Below are 17,031 nucleotides of genomic sequence, written 5' to 3' on the forward strand. Positions count from 1 at the left end.
CGAAAAAAATGTAAAGAGGAGTGACTGCTGTGAATATGACCTGGCGCTGGTACGGGGAAGGCAACGACAATATTACGCTCGATCATGTGCGGCAGATTCCCGGCGTGACCGGCATCGTCTGGTCGCTGCACGACAAAGTGGCCGGCGAAGTCTGGGAGATGGAACGGATTCGGGAAGCGGCCGACCAAATTACGGGCAAAGGGTTCAACACGGCCGTGGTCGAAAGCGTCAACGTGCACGACGATATCAAGATCGGCCTGCCGACGCGCGACAAGTATATCGACATCTATATCGATACGATCCGCAAACTGTCCAAAGTCGGCGTCAAAGTGATCTGCTACAATTTCATGCCGGTATTCGACTGGACGCGGACGGAGCTGTACAAGGAGCTGCCGGACGGCTCGAACGCTCTTTTTTACGAAAAAGCGGCCATTACCGACAATCCGCGCGCGATGGTGGACCGGATTCTCGAAGGCGCGGGAGCGTTCACGATGCCGGGCTGGGAACCGGAACGGCTGGCGAAGCTCGACGAGCTGTTCGAATCGTACCGGGACGTTACGGAAGAGAAGCTGTTCGAGAATCTGCAATACTTCCTGGAGCGCATTATGCCGGTTTGCGAAGAAACGGATATCAAAATGGCGATCCATCCCGACGATCCCGCCTGGCCGATCTTCGGACTGCCGCGCATTATCCGCAGCCGCGACACGATCCGCCGTATGCTGGACGCCGTGCCGAGCCCGTATAACGGCCTGACTTTCTGCACGGGCTCGCTGGGAACGAATCCGGAGAACGATCTGCCGGCTATGATCCGCGAGTTCCACGACCGGATTTACTTTGCCCATATCCGGAATGTGAAAGTGTTCGAGAACGGGGACTTTATCGAGGTATCCCACCGCGGCCGCGACGGCAGCGTGGATATTCCCGAAGTGGTCAAAGCGTATCACGAGAGCGGATATACCGGCTATGTGCGCCCGGACCACGGCCGCCATCTGTGGGGAGAAGAGCAGAACTGCCGTCCGGGCTACGGCCTGTACGACCGCGCGCTGGGCATTATGTATCTGCTGGGAGTCTGGGACAGTCTGGAGAACGCGAAGGAGGCGGAGTAATGCTGGCTTTATCGGTAAAAAGCATCACGGAGGAAGCGGAAGCCTGGAAAGCGGCGGGAGTGGAGCTGCCGAAATTCGACGCCGCGCGAATCGCCGCGAATACGGCGGAGAAGCCGCAGTGGGTGCACTTCGGCGCAGGCAACATCTTCCGCGGATTTGTGGCGAACGCCCACCAGAAGCTGCTGGACGGCGGCCGCGCGGACACGGGCATCATTGCGGCGGAATCGTTCGACTTCGAGATGATCGACCGGGTCTACCGGCCGTTCGACAATCTGACGCTGCTGGTGCTGATGAACGCCGCGGGAGAATTCCGCAAGAGTATCGTCGCCAGCGTCGCGGAAGCGATCGCGGCAGACCGGGGACGGGAAGCGGATTACCGGCGGCTGACCGAAATCTTCGAAAATCCGAGTCTCCAGATGGCAAGCTTTACGATTACCGAAAAAGGGTATTCGCTGACGGCTCCGGGCGGAGCGTATCTGGGGATTGTGGAGCAGGACATCGCACAAGGCCCGGCTTCCCCGGTCCATGTCATGAGCCTGGTGGCTTCGCTTGCGCACCGCCGTTATCTCAAAGGCGCGCATCCGATGACCTTCGTCAGCATGGACAACTGCTCGCACAACGGCGACAAGTTGAAGCGCGGCGTGCTTACGATCGCCGGGGAGTGGGCGAAGAAAGGCTTTGTGGATCGCGAATTCGTCGCTTATCTGGAAGACGAAAGCAGGATTGCGTTCCCGCTGTCCATGATCGACAAGATTACGCCGCGTCCGTCGCCGGACGTGCAGGCGGAGCTGCTTACGCAGGGAATCGGCGGCATGGATGTGATCGTCACGTCGAAAAATACGTATACCGCGCCGTTCGTCAATGCGGAGATCAGCGAGTACCTGGTGATCGAAGACAAATTTACGAACGGCCGGCCGCCGCTTGAAGAAGCGGGCATCATCTTTACCGACAAAGACACGGTCAACAAAGTCGAAACGATGAAAGTCACCACCTGCTTGAACCCGCTGCATACCGCGCTCGCCGTAACGGGCTGCCTGCTGGGCTACACCCTGATCGCCGACGAGATGCGGGACGAGACATTGCGCCGGTTTGCGGAAACGATCGGCTATAAGGAAGGGCTGCCCGTTGCGGTCGATCCCGGCATTATCCGTCCGGAGCGGTTTCTGGACGAAGTGCTGCGGGAACGGTTCGCCAATCCGTTTATTCCCGATACGCCGCAGCGAATCGCGACCGATACTTCGCAGAAAGTCGGCATCCGCTTCGTCGAGACGATCAAAGCCTATGTAAGCAGGGAAGATCTCGATCCGGCGCAGCTTACGGCGATCCCGCTGGCGATTGCCGCCTGGTGCCGCTATCTGCTCGGCGTGGACGATAACGGCCGGCCGTTTACGCCAAGCCCGGACCCGCTGCTGGACACGCTCCAGAGCCGGCTAAGCGGTACCGCGCTGGGATCGAAGACATCGGGGGTGCGCGGAATCCTCGAAGACGAAAGTATTTTCGGCATCCGTTTGTACGATATCGGTCTGGGCGAGAAGATCGAAAGTCTGTTCCACGAAATGCTGGCCGGACCGGGCGCGGTGCGCGCGACGCTGGAGAAGTACGTGAACGCTCAGTCCGCAGCGGGCATATAATAGAAGAAATCGAGCCTTTCTGAAGCGGGAGCCGGGGAAACCCGCGCCGTCGCGGGAAAGGCTTTTTCCGCGAGGAAGATCAAGCAGGCCGGCGGGGCGTAGAAAAATAAACGGGTTTAGGCTATGCTTGTAACAGTTCCCGGAACGGAGAAAAGCAAAGAGCGGAGTCTGATCATGAAAAAGCTGACGATTGAAGATGTCGCTCGTAAAGCGGGCGTTTCCAAAAGTACCGTATCCCAATACCTGAATCAAAGGTACAAATATATGAGCGAGTCGACCCGGCAGCGCATAGCGGAAGTGATCCGGGAGCTGGAGTACCAGCCGAACGGACTGGCCCGCAGCCTCAAGCAGAACCGGACCTACCTGGTCGGGGTGATCGTGGCGGACATCAATTACAATCTGTCGATCAGATGCGTCAGAGCGATCGAAAGCGAACTGCAAAGCCGGGGCATCCAGGTGCTGATCTGCAACACCGACGAAGATCCCGCCAAAGAGCGCCGGCATATCGAGACGCTTCTGGCGCGGCAGGTGGACGGGCTGATCGTGTTTCCGACGGAGCACCGGGCTTCCGTGTACGACAAGCTGAGCGAGCGCCAGACGCCTTTCGTATTTATCGACCGGCTGGTGGAAGGCGTAGGCACGCAAAGCCTGCTGCTCGACAATGAGAAGGCGGTCAAGATGGGCGTTGCGGAGCTGGCCGGCCGGGGGCATTCGCGCATCGGGATGATTACGCTGCCGCTCGGACGGCAGCCGATCACGCCGCGCCAGGAGCGGCTGGGCGCTTTCCGCAAAGCGATGGACGAAGCCGGTCTGCCGCTGCGCGCAGAATATATCCTCAGCGCGGCGGCGGAAGACATCGCGGGCGAACTGGCCGAGCTGATGGCGCTGCCGGAACCGCCGACCGCGGTCATCGCCGCCAACGATATCGTGCTGGCCGAGCTGCTCAAAGCATCCAATCGTCAGGGGATTGCGATCCCGAGGCAGCTTTCCGTGATCGGCATCGACGACGCCGAGTTCGCGCAGATTTATAATCCCGCGATCACGACGCTGTCCCAGCCCGCGCATGAAATGGGCGCCCAGGCGGCCAAGATCATCGTATCCGGCATCGAAGACAAAGAAAAGCTCGTGCCGATTACGTACCGGTTCGCGCCGGCTTTGCGCAGCGGCGCTTCGGTCGAGACCCTTGGGCGCTAAAACGGGCCGGAGGCAGGGACGGCGCGGCATAAAAAAGGACTTCGCGCAACCGGGCCCGGTGCGCGAAGTCCTTTTTGACATCCTATTGAAGAAGATCCATTAAAGAAGATCCATGCGAGACTGAAAATGAATATCGGCTTCGCCCCGAACCGCCGGCGCGCCGCTTCTAGCGTGCGGGAGCGGCGGTCGCCAGGAAAGCGTCCAGTTCTTCGCGCGACGGCAGGCCGTCCATATCGCCCGGCGACATCACGGCGAGCGCGCCGAGCGCGTTGCCGCGCGTAACGGCGGACCGGATATCCAGCTTCTCCAGCAGCGCGCTGACGACTCCCGCCGCAAATCCGTCGCCCGCGCCCACGGTATCGACGACTTCCTTGACCTCGAAGCCCGGCGCGAAGCCGGAGCCTTCTGTCGTTTTGTAGAAGGCTCCGCCCGGTCCCATCTTGATGACCACCAGCGAGACGCCTTTATTCAAATAATAGTCGGCGATTTCTTCCGGTTCTTGAAGTCCGGTCAGCAGGCGGGCTTCGCCGATGCCGGGGAAGAACCAGTCGCTGCGGGCGGCCAGATCGTTGAGCGTGTCGATCATGACCTGCTGGTCCGCCCACAAGACCGGACGCAAATTGGGGTCGAACGAGATGGTGCGGCCGAGTTCCTTCATATAAGTCATGGCGTGTTTGGAGAATTCCAGCATCGATGCCGAAAGCGCTGCCGAAATACCGGTTACGTGCAGGTGCCCGGCCGAAGCGAAGTACGCCTCGTCAAAATCGGCGACGGAAAGCGTGGAAGCGGCCGACTGTTTGCGGAAGTATTCCACTTTCGGATCGCCGCTTGCCACTCTCGATTTCAGCAGCATGCCGGTCGGCCGCTCCTGGGTAAACGTCACGGAAGACGTATCGATTCCTTCCTGCTGCTGGGCCTGTGTAATAAATCGTCCGAAGCTGTCTTCTCCGAGTTTGGTTACATAGCCTGTCTTGTGACCCAATCGGCACAACCCGGTCGCTACGTTGCTTTCGGCTCCGGCGAGCGACTTGGAGAACGAAACAACCTCGTGCAGCTCTCCTTCTTCGTCGGCGCGAAACATAGCCATCGGTTCGCCGAAAGTGACGGCAGCCAGTCTATTGGACATGCGTTATTCCTCCTAAGAGATCGTTTTCTTTAAAGTATCACATAAACCGGTTTTGTACAATTGCGCTCTTCCTTTTAAAAGCAGAATAGTTTGACGAAATTGGCAGCGATGAATAAATAAAATAAAAATAAACCCCGATTTATCAAGGTTTATTCGAAAATTCCCGATTATAAAGCGGCCAATCCCAAAAAGATATTGACTCGCCAACCGTTAGAATCTAGTATTCTAATTAGAGTGTTTTTTGATAGTTTTGATAAAAAAGTTTAGTAAAAATCGTGCGTGTTCACCTATCTTAAAATTGGAGAAGCAAAGGAGCAATTACAATGAAGAAATTGAAAGTACTGGGCAGTCTGCAAACCTGCGGCGTGGTGGCGGTTATTCGGGCCGACAACGCGGAGGATGCTTATAAAATGTCCGCCGCCTGCATCGAAGGCGGCCTGACGAATATCGAAGTCACATTTACGACACCGGGCGCGGAACACGCGATCCGCGATCTGGCCGCCGAATACGGAGACCGAGCGGTCATCGGCGCGGGCACCGTGCTGGACCCGATCACGGCGAGAATCGCGATTCTGGCCGGAGCGGAATTTGTGGTCAGCCCTTCTTTTGAAAAAGAAACGGCCGAGCTGTGCAATCTGTACTCGATCCCTTACATGCCGGGCGTGCTGACGCTGGGAGAAATCAAGGAAGCGCTGAAAATGGGCGTCGATGTGCTGAAGCTGTTCCCGGGCAGCGCGTTCGGAGCGGACTTTGTCAAAGCGGTCAAAGGTCCGATGCCGCATATCAATATCATGCCGACCGGCGGCGTCGATCTGGACAATATGGAGCAGTGGCTCAATGCCGGCTGTATCGCGGTCGGCATCGGCGGCAACCTGACGGCGCCCGCGAAGCAGGGACATTACGACCAGGTTACGGAGCTGGCGGCGAAGTATGTCGCGAAGTACCGTTCGCTGCGGCAGGGGTAAGCGGCTGAATCCGGCAAACGGTCACCGATTTTCGGCACGGTGCGAAACTCGTCTTCCATACGGAAGGCGAGTTTCTTTTGCTTCCGCCGCAAAGCGGTTAAAATGAAGGTACTGCTGCTGACAGCGAGAGATTCAGGACCGGAGGGCATTCATGATTAAACAACACGGAAGCTGGTGGAAGGACGAACGGATCGCCGGCCTTATCGCGCGTATCGAGGTGGAAGCGGGGATGTTCGAATACGGCTTCGAGATTCCGGCGGAGTTCCACGCGGATTTTGCGGAAGCGGGCGGCGGAGTCTTTCCCGCGGCCGGCGAGAGCCGTCCGGTGCATCTGATGCACCAGACCGGCGATGTATACGCCGCTTACGAAGTGCGGATGGAGCGCCGGCGCATCGGCTTTCGCGGCGGAGAAGCTCTTGAGATCCACTACGATTCGAATAAGGAGCTGAAGCGGTTCCTGGCTTCGGCGTTTCACGCGACCCGCGGCGGGCTGCCGCCGGGGGAAGACGGAGGGACGGCCGAAGAGGACGGGACTTCGGGCGAGTCTTCACGGGCGATTCGGCCGGGCGGGGCCGAAGAAGCGGAGGCGGCGCTGCTTGAAGCCGCGCCGCGCACCGGGCAAAGCGGGCCGGCCGAGACGGGGGCCGGGCTGCGCATTCCCGCCCGCCGCGATCCGGGCGGCGGAACCGATTCGGACAAGCTCCGGGAGGAGCGCGCCGAATATGTGTATTTCTACCGGACGGATACGCCGTATACGTACCGGATGGAGCTGGAGACCCTGGCGGACCGGCAGGCGCCGCGGGTCTGGTGGGCCGAGCACGGCGCGGCGCTGGAGCGCGAGAGCGCGCTCGGGCTGCTCTGGACGGCCGAGGACGGCCGCGCCGCAGGGGCCGGACAGGGCCGCCGCGCGCCGCAGGCGCGGGCGGAAGCAGCGGCCGCGCTTGCGCGGCTGCGCCCGGGCGACGTCGTGCTGCACAGCGAGCGCGGCGAGCTGCGCTTTGCCGGCCGCGTGGCGGAAGCGGCCGCGCGGGCGGACGACCCGCTGGCTCCGGCGGGCCTGCCGGGCCGGGGAAGCGGGCTGCGCGTCCGCGTGGACTACCGCCGGCTGAATCCGGCGGTGCGGCTCGAAGGGCTGGACGCGGAGCCGGCGTTTCTGCGCGCGGCGCGGGAATTGTCCGCGCCGTCCGCGGCGGACAATGCTTCGCTTCCTTTGCGGCTGCATGAATTTGCGCCGGAGGAGCTGGAGGCGCTCCTGCGCGCTTGTCCGCGCACGGACTGGCCGGATTTCGTCCGCGGCGCGGCGGAGACCGGCCGCGAAGACGGCGGGCCGCCGCCGTTCGATCCGGACAACTCGATCGAACGCCTGAGCGCCGGGCCTCCCGCTCCGGAGCCGGCCGAGCCGCCGCTGCCGCATATTCCCGACCGCGAAGTGAGCGCCGCGGTGCGGCAGGTCGCCGGGTATATCCGGCAGAAAGGATTCTCGTTCCCGGACGGGCTGGTCGAGCATTATTACTTGTCGCTCAAGACCCGGCCGTTCGTGATTCTGGCCGGCATCTCCGGCACGGGCAAAACGCAGCTGTCGCGGCTGTTCGCGGAAGCGGTCGGCGCTTCCGCGGACAACGGGCGGTTCACGCTCATTCCCGTGCGGCCGGACTGGAGCGATCCCGCAGACTTGATCGGCTACAAAGACCTGTCCGGCGCGTTCAAGCCCGGACCGCTGACGCTGGCGCTGCGCCGTGCGTCGCTTCCCGGCGAAGCGGACCGTCCGCACTTTATCGTGCTGGACGAGATGAACCTGGCTCGGGTCGAGCATTATTTCAGCGACCTGCTCAGCCTGATGGAGACGCGCCGCCGGCCCGCCGGCCGCCGGGAAGCGGAAGAGCGGGAAAGATCGGGCCGCCCCGGAAACGAGATTTCGTCGCAGCCGCTGCTGCCCGAAGAGCTGTTCGAGCGGGAAGCGGACCGCGCGGCTTACGGCGGACTGACCATCCCCGGCAACGTTTATCTGATCGGGACGGTGAATATGGACGAGACGACGTATCCGTTCAGCAAAAAGGTGCTGGACCGCGCCGGCACGATCGAATTCAATCATATCGACCTGATGCAGCTTCCGCTGCTTCGCGAAGAAGCGCAGGAAGAACTGTTCCCGCTGCGGGCGGACCGCCATCTGCTGCAAAGCGATTATTTGCAGCTGATCGACGCGATGGACGAGCATGGGGACCTCATTCGCGTTACCGCCGCGGAGCTTGCGCAAATCAATACCGTTCTCGAAGACATCCAGGCGCATGTGGGTTTCCGGGTGCGCGACGCCGTCTGCTTCTATCTGATCTATAATGAACGCTTCCGCCTGATGGCCCGCGACGCCGCGTTCGACGGCCAGCTGATGCAGAAGATCCTGCCGCGCATCCAGGGGAGCCGGTTTGCGGTGAAAAGGGTGCTGCTGGATCTGCTGCGCCACTGCCTGGGAAGCGAAGCGGCCGGAGCGTTCGACTGGCGCGAACTTGAAGATTCGGCCGAAGACGTATACGCCGGGCGGCGCGGACGCGAAGCGCTGGCCGCCGCCCGTTATCCGCAGAGCGCGAAGAAGCTGGCTTATATGCTGCGGAGGCTGGACGAAGACGGATTTACGTCGTACTGGTTGAGCTGAACATTGAATGGCGGGACTGCGCGGCCTCCGGCGGATTTCCCGCTTCGAACCGCCAGCTCCGGCACGGCGGTCAAGCTCCGAAAAAAGCCGTTCCCGGCCGCCGCGATATGCGGCGGCAGGAACGTCTTTTCTACTATGGCATTCTAAATTTCTTCAATACAGCTCGCCCAGCGCCGCCGGATCGAACGCTTTGAGCTCGTCTTTGCGGCCTTCGCGGATCTTGCGCGGCCATTCGGGATCGGCCAGCAGGGCGCGGCCTACGGCGACAAGGTCGAATTCTCCGTTTTCCAGCCGCTGCAGCAGCTCGTCAAGGCCGACGCTGCCGGCTCCCCGGCCCTGATAAGCGTTCAGAAACTCATTGTCCAGTCCGACCGAACCGACCGTGACGACCGGCTTTCCGGTTAGCTTTTTGGCCCATCCGGCCAGATTCAGCGTCGAGCCTTCGAATTCGGGTTCGTGGAAACGGCGGGTCGAGCAGTGGAACAGATCCACGCCGGCTTCAGCGAGAAGATTCAGAAATTCTCCCAGTTCTTCCGGCGTTTGCCACGGTCTGGCCGTGTAATCGCTCTGCTTCCACTGCGATAAACGGATCGCAATCGGGAAATCCGGACCCGTTTCGGCGCGAATCGCCTGGATGACGTCCACGGCAAACCGCGCGCGTGCGGTGAGATCGCCGCCGTAGCGGTCCGTGCGCTTGTTCGTCCGCTCCCACAAAAACTGGTCGATCAGGTAGCCGTGCGCGCCTTGAAGTTCCACGCCGTCGAAGCCGATCCGTTTGGCTTCCGCCGCGGCGCGGGCATACGAACGGACGACGTCTTCGATCTGCGCTTCGGTCATCGGTTCGCCGGCAGGACTACCGCTTAGATCGAGCCCGGACGGGCCGATCGAAGGCGCTTCCGGGTGCGGCTGCGAACCGGCGGGACGGGCCATGCCCATATGCCAGAGCTGCGGGAAGATCCGGCCGCCGGCTTCGTGCACCTGCCGCACGACTTCGGCCCATCCGTCGAGCGCCGCTTCGCCGTACATCGCGGGAACGCTCGTTTCGCTGACCGCCGACGGATGATCGATCACGGCGCCTTCGGTAATAATCAGGCCGACCCCGCTTTCCGCGCGGCGGCGGTAATAAGCGGCGACGTCCGGACCGGGCACGCCGCCCGGCGAGAAGCCGCGCGCCATGGCGGGCATGACGAGCCGGGATTGCAGGGTCAGCGTGCCGGTCAGGGCGTAAGGCCGGAACAGCAGCTCTGCGGACAACGCCGGATTATGGGACTCCGTTTGAAATTCGGATTGGGTTTCGGATTGGGATTGCGATAAGGAACGGGAATTCGACATGAATAAGCACCTCCGGGAATAGTATCGATCGCAGCCCGACAGCAGGGCCGCGATTGAGCAGCTTGGCGGCTGCGGGTATAAGCGTACCCCCGCCCGCGCGGCCTCTCAACCGGCAATATCCGGGGTCTGTTGCTTAACCGCGTTTTGCGAAAAATTGTCGGGTAGCGCTTTTCCGGGCGCCGCTTCTGTCCGGTTGCCGCGTCCGGACGTTTTGCCTATAATTTGAAGCATCGGCGCGCTGCGCCGGATGAACGGAATAGAGCGAAAAAGAAAGGAGGGCCAGCATGGCGGGAATATTTGCGCCGAACCCGAACGACCCGCGTGTAATCCGGACACGGCGGCTGATTCTGGACGCGTTCGGCCGGCTGATGCACGAGAAAGACTTCAACGAGATTACCATCCTCGACGTCGCCCGCGCGGCAACGATCAACCGGGCGACTTTCTATGCGCATTTTCAGGACAAATACGCGCTGATGGAAGCCTTTTTGCAGATTGCGTTCGAATTTTACGTGCCGGAACGCATCGATGCGGAAGCCGGTCTGAACGAAGAATCCGTGCGGCGGCTGATTCTGTCCTTGTGCGAATATCATGAAGCCAGCAGCGTTTGTATCAAGCGCTACGATTCGGTCGCGCTGCTGATGGAAGAAGATATCCGCGTACAGCTGGAGCGTTTTCTGCTGCGTATGCTGACGGCGCGGGCCGAAGACGAAGCCGAGACCGAAGAGAACCGCTCAGCGGCCACCATGATTGCCTGGTCGGTCTACGGACTCGCTTACCGCTGGCACCGCGGCGGCGGAAGCGAAAGCCGGGAAGGACTGGCGGATCGCGGAGCGGCGTTTGTGATAAGCGGCTTTGCGCCGCCGCGGAGCGGCGCAGAAAGGGAATCCTCAAAAAAGGAAAAGTAATCCTCCCAAAAAAAGTTGACCGGCCCCGCTTGACTTCGTGTTACACGAAGGGGCTAGACTTGTCTCGATACGGCGCTCTGCCGCTTCAGTCATCTATTCGACCAACAGGAGGAATTCATATGCAAACCGTAACGTTGAACAACGGCGTCCACATGCCGATCCTCGGTTTCGGGGTTTACCAGATTCCCGACGCGGAAGAATGCGAACGCTCCGTTTACGAAGCGCTGCAGGCCGGATACCGGCTGATCGACACCGCAGCCGGCTATCGGAACGAGGAAGCGGTCGGCCGGGCGATCAAACGCAGCGGCGTGCCGAGAGAAGACATTTTCGTAACGACCAAGCTGTGGGTGCAGGATGCCGGCTACGAGAAAGCCAAACTCGCATTCGAAACATCGCTGGAGAAGCTGGGGCTGGATTACCTCGAGCTGTACCTGATCCATCAGCCGTTCGGCGATGTGCACGGCGCGTGGCGGGCGATGGAAGAACTGTACGAAGAAGGCCGGGTCAAAGCGATCGGCGTCAGCAATTTCCTTCCGGACCGGCTGATGGACCTGATCGTGCACAACAAGATCGTGCCGGCCGTCAACCAGGTCGAAACGCATCCGTTCTTCCAGCAGGCCGACAACGAAGCGTTTATGAAAGAGCACGGCGTGCAGATCGAATCGTGGGGGCCGTTCGCCGAAGGACGCAACGATTTGTTTACCAACGAAACGCTCGCGGCGATCGGGCAGCAGTACGGCAAGTCCGTCGCCCAGGTGGTACTTCGCTGGCTGGTGCAGCGCGGCGTCGTGGTGATTCCGAAGTCCGTCCGCGCCGAGCGGATCGCGGAGAACTTCGATATTTTCGACTTCGAACTGAGCGCCGGAGATTTGGAGCGGATTGCGGCTCTCGACACCGGCGAGACGCTGTTCTTCTCCCACCGCGATCCCCGGTTTGTCAAAATGCTGGGCGAGCTGCGGATCTGAAACGGAACGGACAAAAGGCTGACGGGAATTTCCCCGTCAGCCTTATTTGCGCGGCAGGACCGCTTTCGTGAACGCTGCCTATTCGCCTTGGCCCAGCCGTCCGTAAGCTTCGTCTTCCACCGGCTCCAGCCACTGCGTTTCGCCCGGCGTGAGCGCGATATGCACAAACCAGCTGTTTTGAGCCGCGCCGTGCCAGTGTTTGACATTCGCCGGAATATTCACGACGTCGCCCTGCTTGAGCGGCTGTGCCGGCTTGCCTTCTTCCCGGTACCAGCCTTCGCCGCCGGTGACGAGCAGCACCTGCCCGACTTTATGCGTATGCCAGTTGGTCCGCGAACCCGGCGCGAATGTAACGCTGCCGATCGCCGCGTTCAGCGGCTCGGGATCGGTAAAGATCATATTGCGGTATGTTTCGCCGGTAAAATACTCGCTTTCCGCTTTGCCGCCGAGCGGGAAGATCCCGCCGCCGTTCAGTTCTTCGTGAGCCATAAGAAATTCCTCCGATCAGTCGTCCACATTCACCGTCGAGATGCCCGGCATGCCGGATTTGGACGGGGTAAACCAGATATGGCCGTCGTCGATCGACGCGCCGTCCTGGTTCACGAACAGCTCCGCGAACGAGGTTTCCGCAAGGCTTTCGCGCACGTCCTCGGTAAAGATTTGATTGTATTTGTTCAGGAACTGCGCTTTGGTTTTGATGACCGTCTTCGCGGCCGGCTTGTCGTCGTCGGTATCCAGATAGACGGACAGCGGGTAATGCACGCGCGCGGCTACGGCCGCTTTGTCGCCTTTGGCGACGGCGCGCTGGAGATTGGCGTAGAACGCTTTGACGTTGGAAGCGTCTTTGAAGCCGGCAACGTTAACCAGCTTTTTCTCCACGCTCGAAGACGCGGAAGTCGAAGCGCCGTACGAGGCGGAAGTATGGACGGGAGCCGCGGCGGCGGGCAGGGCCAGCGCGGCCGTCAGCATCGCGGCGCCCAGAATCGCGGTCGGTTTTCTCCATTTTCGGGTCGATGTTCTGTTCATGATCGGTACCTCCAAATTCGGAATAATAGTACGTTGACAACGTAATAGGGCTTGTCGCGAGCAGCCTTATCTTTGGTACTTGGACGATTACAAGGACGGCGAATCACTTCCTTTTTCTTCCTTGTCCGTTCTCCGGCGCCTCGCCGTTCCCTCTCGCCCGCGGATTGGTTAATATAAGAGAAACCTCGACGATCCGATCGCGGAAAGGAGCCCTACCCTTGAAACTGTTTATTCACCGCAAAGACCTGCGCACCGTCGACCTGGCCGCTTTCGACTACTTGAAGGAAGCGAGGCAGCCGACGCTGCATCTGCTGATTCTCGATCCTTTTCTGCTGCAAAAAGGCCGGGAAAAAGAGCACAGCGGCGTCAATTTCCTGCGGCACGTCTCGCGTCTGCGCCGCTTGTACGACGCGGAAGGACGCACGCTGCATCTGGTTTACGGCGAACCGTCCGAAGTGCTGGACTGGCTGCTCGCAAAGCTCAAAGGCGGCGAGCACGAGATCGACGAAGTGGTCGCGCACCGCGATTTTACCCCGTATGCGCGCGAGCGCGACCGCAAGTTGAAACAAACGGCCGAAGCGAACGGAGCCGCATTCACGCTGCTCGTCGATTCGCTGATGATCGATCCCGAACGGTTCGCGGAGTTCACGGGCAAAGACGGCTACTACAAGATCTTCGCTCCTTTTCACCGCAAATGGCTGGAGTACCTGGCGCATGCGCCGAACGAGCCGTCTTCCGTCGCGTTGAGCGATCTGGAAGAGAGCGGCGCGCAGCCGAAATGGCTCAAAAAGTTCGCTCTGCCGTTCGACCCGGACGATTACGAGCCGGCGGACGAATGGAAAGAGAAGCTGGACCCATTTTTAAAAGAAGACCTTGCGGAATACGGCGACAAGCGCGACTATTACCCGGAACTGCCGGCGAGCGGCGTCAATCCGCATGTCAACGCCGGCGCCGTATCGATCCGCGAATTGTACGCCCGGGCGATCCGGCAGGACGGACACGACGAATGGGTGCGCCAGCTGGCTTTTCGCGACTTCTATCTGTACCTGGCCGTTTACGATCCGGATTATTTTTCCTATGAGAAAAAGTACGACCTGTCCGCACTGACGGACGAGCATTTCGAGCGCTGGGCCAAAGGACAAACCGGCATTCCGGCGATCGACGCGGCGATGACGGAGCTGAACGAAACGGGACTGATGCCCAACCGGCTGCGGATTCTGTGCGCGATGTTCCTGACCAAAAACCTGCGGTGTCCCTTTACGCTCGGCGAGCAGTATTTCCGGCGCAAGCTGCTGGACTACGACAATATCCAGAACCGCGGCAACTGGCTGTGGTGCGCGTCGCTGGGAGCCAATTCCGCCCCGTATTTCCGCGTTGTGAATCCCGTGACCCAATCCGAGAAATACGATCCGAACGGCGAGCATATCCGGCAATGGCTGCCGGAGCTGAAAGACGAGGATGTCAAAACGGTGCATAAGCCGCGCGAAAACGCCGTCGTCGATCTGAAAGTTTCGCGGGCGGATGCGATCGAAACGTACAAGAGTATCGTAAACGGCGGAAAAGGAGACGCGAAATGATGCGCATTATCGATCTGCACTGCGACGCGCTGGCGAAAATCGAGCAGTCCGGCGGCGCTTTTTCCTATACGGACGAGCCGGAACTGGCGAGCAGCCGCAATCGGCTGAGGGAAGGCGGAATCGCGATCCAGGGATTTGCCGTGTTCGTCGATCCGGCGCTGCCGGGAACGGCCCGCTTCCAGTCGTGCCTGAACCAGATCCATTACTTTTACACGGAAGTACTGGACAAGCACGACGACCTGATGCCTATCACCGAATGGTCGCAGATCGCGGAGCTGGAGGAAGGGAAGATCGGGGCGCTGCTGACGCTCGAAGGCGTGGACCCGATCGAGAACGACCTGAAAAAGCTGCACCTGCTGTACCGCCTCGGCGTGCGTTCGGTCGGCCTGACGTGGAATTATTCCAATCGCGCCGCCGACGGCGTGCTGGAACCGCGCGGCGCGGGACTGAGCGCATTCGGGCGGGAAATCGTCGCGCTGAACAACAAATACCGCATGCTCACCGACGTCAGCCATCTGAGCGAACGCGGCTTCTGGGACGTGATGGAGACAGCCGATTACCCGATCGCCAGCCACTCCAACGCCCGGGCGCTGTGCGACCATCCGCGCAATCTGACGGACGAGCAGGCTCGGGCGATGTTTGCGCGGGGCGCGCAGGTGCATATCGTGTACTGTCCGGAATTTACGCGCGGCGACTATGCGGAGCGCAAAGTCGAGGCCGGCGATCTGGTGCGGCATATCGACCATCTCTGCTCGCTCGGCGGCGAGCGGCATATAGGTCTCGGTTCCGACTTCGACGGCATTTCCCGCATGATCCGGGGACTGGAGCACGCGGGCCGGACGCAGAATCTGGTGAACGAGCTGCTGAAGCATTACAGCGAAGAGCAGGTGCGGGGATTCGCGTTCGATAATTTTGCGCGGAGCCTGCCGGGTTCAGAGGCCAAAGTCCCGGTTTGATGAAACGGAAATCCAAACACTTAGAAGGAATTTTGAATTTTTTAAGGGGAATTCTCTCTGTAAATTAAATTTATCGCGCTGTCGTGTTAAACTGTTTATAAGCTCAAACCTTTGCTTGATTAATCCCTTATCGAAGGAAGGAGAGATTAAATGAACGGAATGACGACACACGGCAGCGGGGTGGACAGGCGGCGCGCGCCATGGACGGGCGGGGACTTGCGCGGAGAAGCGGGGACCGTGCGGGGCGGCGGGAAACTGCTGCTTCGGATCGCGTTTCTGGCGGCGCTGATCGCGGCGCTTGCGGGCGGGGGCCTGCGGACCGAAGCGGCGGAAGCGCCGATCCGGGTCATGCTCAACGAAGAAAGCACGCCGCTGGCGTTCTCGGTAGACCCGGTCAGCCGGCAGGACACGACACTGGTGCAAATGCGGCCGCTGTTCGAGAAGCTGGGCATGGAACTGACCTGGAACCAGGCCTCGGGCACGGTAAAAGCGGTGAAGCCCGGCACGGAGCTGAGTCTCAAGCTCGGTTCCAAAACGGCGACCGTCAACGGCCGCCAGGTCGCGCTGGATTACCCGGCGACCAGCATCGGGGGCAATACGCTCGTGCCGCTGCGGTTCGTCGGCGAAGCGACCGGAGCCATTGTGCACTGGAACGGGCCGGGGCGTCAGATCATTGTCGTGACGACGGAATGGATGCAGTCCAAAGGCGTCACGGCCGCCCGGGTCAAAGCGGAACTCGCCAAGCAGCAGGCGGAAGCCGACGCCAAATACGCGGAAGCCAAAGCGGCGGAGAAAGCCGAAGCCGAGCGCAAGAAAGCGGAGCAGGACCGGGCGAGCGGAAATTCCGGCACGGCCAAAGTCGACCTGAACAAGCTGTCGGGCATGTACTACGGCGCGGAATACGACTACGCCGGATACGAATGCGGCGGAATCTGCTGGAAGTTCTATACGTTCCTGCCGGGCAGTAAAGTCGTGGTCGGCGAGCCGGCCGGCGGCGGACCGGAGAATGTCGACTGCAAGACCGACAAATGCCGGAACTATTCGATCAAGAACGGGAAGCTGGTTATCCAGGGCGGCGAAACGCTGCCGATCTCGGTCAGCGGCGAAGGCAACCTGGTCATTAACGATGTACACCTCGGTCGGTTGACGCCGGCGAAAGCCGGAACGAAGCTGAGCGGCGAATATATTTCGCAGGGGTATTACGGACTGGTCGGCATCACGCCGTTTACTACATCGTGGACGGACTTTATGACCTTCACCGCAGACGGAAAGTTCACGAGCGATACGCTGTCGATCGCGGCTCTGGATACCGGAGCGGCACGCACCGAGAGCAGTTCTTCCGCCAAAACGGTGACCGGAACGTATACGATCTCCAAAAATACGATCACGCTGAAATACACAGGCGGCAAAACGGAGCGCTACGTGTTCGACATCCAGCCTCCGGACAAAGACGGCGTGGTCTATGTTCAGATCGGCAGCCGCGACTTCCATATCGAAAATTGAACCGGTAAGGACCGGGGAATCCGAACGAAGACCGGCAAAACGGCACTAACCGCCGGGGATGATACAATGAGCTTGCGCTATCTATAAGATTCACCAAT

General features: G+C 60.4%; 14 protein-coding genes. 10 read left to right on the forward strand and 4 right to left on the reverse strand.

The annotated features are described in order from the left end of the window. Positions 1–29: 29 nt before the first annotated feature. From uxuA to QWJ34_RS01390, 3 genes are all read left to right on the forward strand, one after another. The gene (gene uxuA, locus QWJ34_RS01380) at positions 30–1,106 is read left to right on the forward strand and encodes a mannonate dehydratase (protein ID WP_302725257.1); all 1,077 of its coding nucleotides are present in this window, start codon (positions 30–32) and stop codon (positions 1,104–1,106) included. Then, positions 1,106–2,737 (forward strand): mannitol dehydrogenase family protein, encoded by a 1,632-nt coding sequence (locus tag QWJ34_RS01385; protein ID WP_302725258.1) that lies wholly within the window; start codon positions 1,106–1,108, stop codon positions 2,735–2,737. The genes uxuA and QWJ34_RS01385 overlap by 1 nt, the downstream gene beginning before the upstream one ends. Before the next feature lie 174 nt (positions 2,738–2,911). After that, positions 2,912–3,931, forward strand: coding sequence for a LacI family DNA-binding transcriptional regulator (locus QWJ34_RS01390; protein WP_302725259.1), 1,020 nt, complete (start codon positions 2,912–2,914; stop codon positions 3,929–3,931). 166 nt (positions 3,932–4,097) lie between these two features. On the opposite strand, the gene QWJ34_RS01395 is transcribed toward QWJ34_RS01390, so the two are convergent. Further along, a complete protein-coding gene (locus QWJ34_RS01395) occupies positions 4,098–5,057 on the reverse strand; it encodes a sugar kinase (protein ID WP_302725260.1) in 960 nt (319 codons plus the stop codon). Between the two features lie 323 nt (positions 5,058–5,380). On the opposite strand from QWJ34_RS01395, the gene QWJ34_RS01400 reads away from it, so the two are divergent. Together QWJ34_RS01400 and QWJ34_RS01405 are read left to right on the forward strand one after the other, a co-directional pair. Further along, a complete protein-coding gene (locus QWJ34_RS01400) occupies positions 5,381–6,022 on the forward strand; it encodes a bifunctional 2-keto-4-hydroxyglutarate aldolase/2-keto-3-deoxy-6-phosphogluconate aldolase (RefSeq protein WP_302725261.1) in 642 nt (213 codons plus the stop codon). Between the two features lie 151 nt (positions 6,023–6,173). Beyond that, the gene (locus QWJ34_RS01405) at positions 6,174–8,669 is read left to right on the forward strand and encodes an McrB family protein (protein ID WP_302725262.1); all 2,496 of its coding nucleotides are present in this window, start codon (positions 6,174–6,176) and stop codon (positions 8,667–8,669) included. A gap of 153 nt (positions 8,670–8,822) precedes the next feature. Here the strand turns inward: QWJ34_RS01405 and QWJ34_RS01410 are convergent, their stop codons facing one another. Then, positions 8,823–10,001: an NADH:flavin oxidoreductase gene (locus QWJ34_RS01410; RefSeq protein ID WP_302725263.1), complete on the reverse strand. Its 1,179-nt coding sequence runs from the start codon at positions 9,999–10,001 to the stop codon at positions 8,823–8,825. A 284-nt stretch (positions 10,002–10,285) separates the two neighbouring features. On the opposite strand from QWJ34_RS01410, the gene QWJ34_RS01415 reads away from it, so the two are divergent. After that, positions 10,286–10,906, forward strand: a complete 621-nt coding sequence (locus tag QWJ34_RS01415; protein ID WP_302725264.1) for a TetR/AcrR family transcriptional regulator — start codon at positions 10,286–10,288, stop codon at positions 10,904–10,906. A gap of 119 nt (positions 10,907–11,025) precedes the next feature. Further along, on the forward strand, positions 11,026–11,871 hold the full coding sequence (locus QWJ34_RS01420) for an aldo/keto reductase (protein WP_302725265.1): 846 nt from the start codon (positions 11,026–11,028) through the stop codon (positions 11,869–11,871). A 78-nt stretch (positions 11,872–11,949) separates the two neighbouring features. On the opposite strand, the gene QWJ34_RS01425 is transcribed toward QWJ34_RS01420, so the two are convergent. Both QWJ34_RS01425 and QWJ34_RS01430 read right to left on the reverse strand, forming a co-directional pair. Beyond that, on the reverse strand, positions 11,950–12,360 hold the full coding sequence (locus QWJ34_RS01425; RefSeq protein ID WP_302725266.1) for a cupin domain-containing protein: 411 nt from the start codon (positions 12,358–12,360) through the stop codon (positions 11,950–11,952). Positions 12,361–12,375: 15 nt separating this feature from the next. Continuing rightward, positions 12,376–12,897 (reverse strand): hypothetical protein, encoded by a 522-nt coding sequence (locus QWJ34_RS01430; protein ID WP_302725267.1) that lies wholly within the window; start codon positions 12,895–12,897, stop codon positions 12,376–12,378. A gap of 218 nt (positions 12,898–13,115) precedes the next feature. Here QWJ34_RS01430 and QWJ34_RS01435 point away from each other — a divergent pair, with 218 nt between their 5' ends. From QWJ34_RS01435 to QWJ34_RS01445, 3 genes are all read left to right on the forward strand, one after another. Continuing rightward, positions 13,116–14,474: a cryptochrome/photolyase family protein gene (locus QWJ34_RS01435; RefSeq protein WP_302725268.1), complete on the forward strand. Its 1,359-nt coding sequence runs from the start codon at positions 13,116–13,118 to the stop codon at positions 14,472–14,474. Then, positions 14,474–15,430 carry a dipeptidase gene (locus QWJ34_RS01440; protein WP_302725818.1) on the forward strand — a complete coding sequence of 319 codons (957 nt, stop codon included), beginning with the start codon at positions 14,474–14,476 and terminating at the stop codon, positions 15,428–15,430. The genes QWJ34_RS01435 and QWJ34_RS01440 overlap by 1 nt, the downstream gene beginning before the upstream one ends. Before the next feature lie 150 nt (positions 15,431–15,580). Beyond that, the gene (locus QWJ34_RS01445; RefSeq protein ID WP_302725269.1) at positions 15,581–16,933 is read left to right on the forward strand and encodes a stalk domain-containing protein; all 1,353 of its coding nucleotides are present in this window, start codon (positions 15,581–15,583) and stop codon (positions 16,931–16,933) included. Positions 16,934–17,031: the final 98 nt, after the last annotated feature.

Origin of the sequence: Saccharibacillus sp. CPCC 101409 (genome assembly GCF_030518235.1) — a bacterium.
Lineage (GTDB): Bacteria > Bacillota > Bacilli > Paenibacillales > Paenibacillaceae > Saccharibacillus.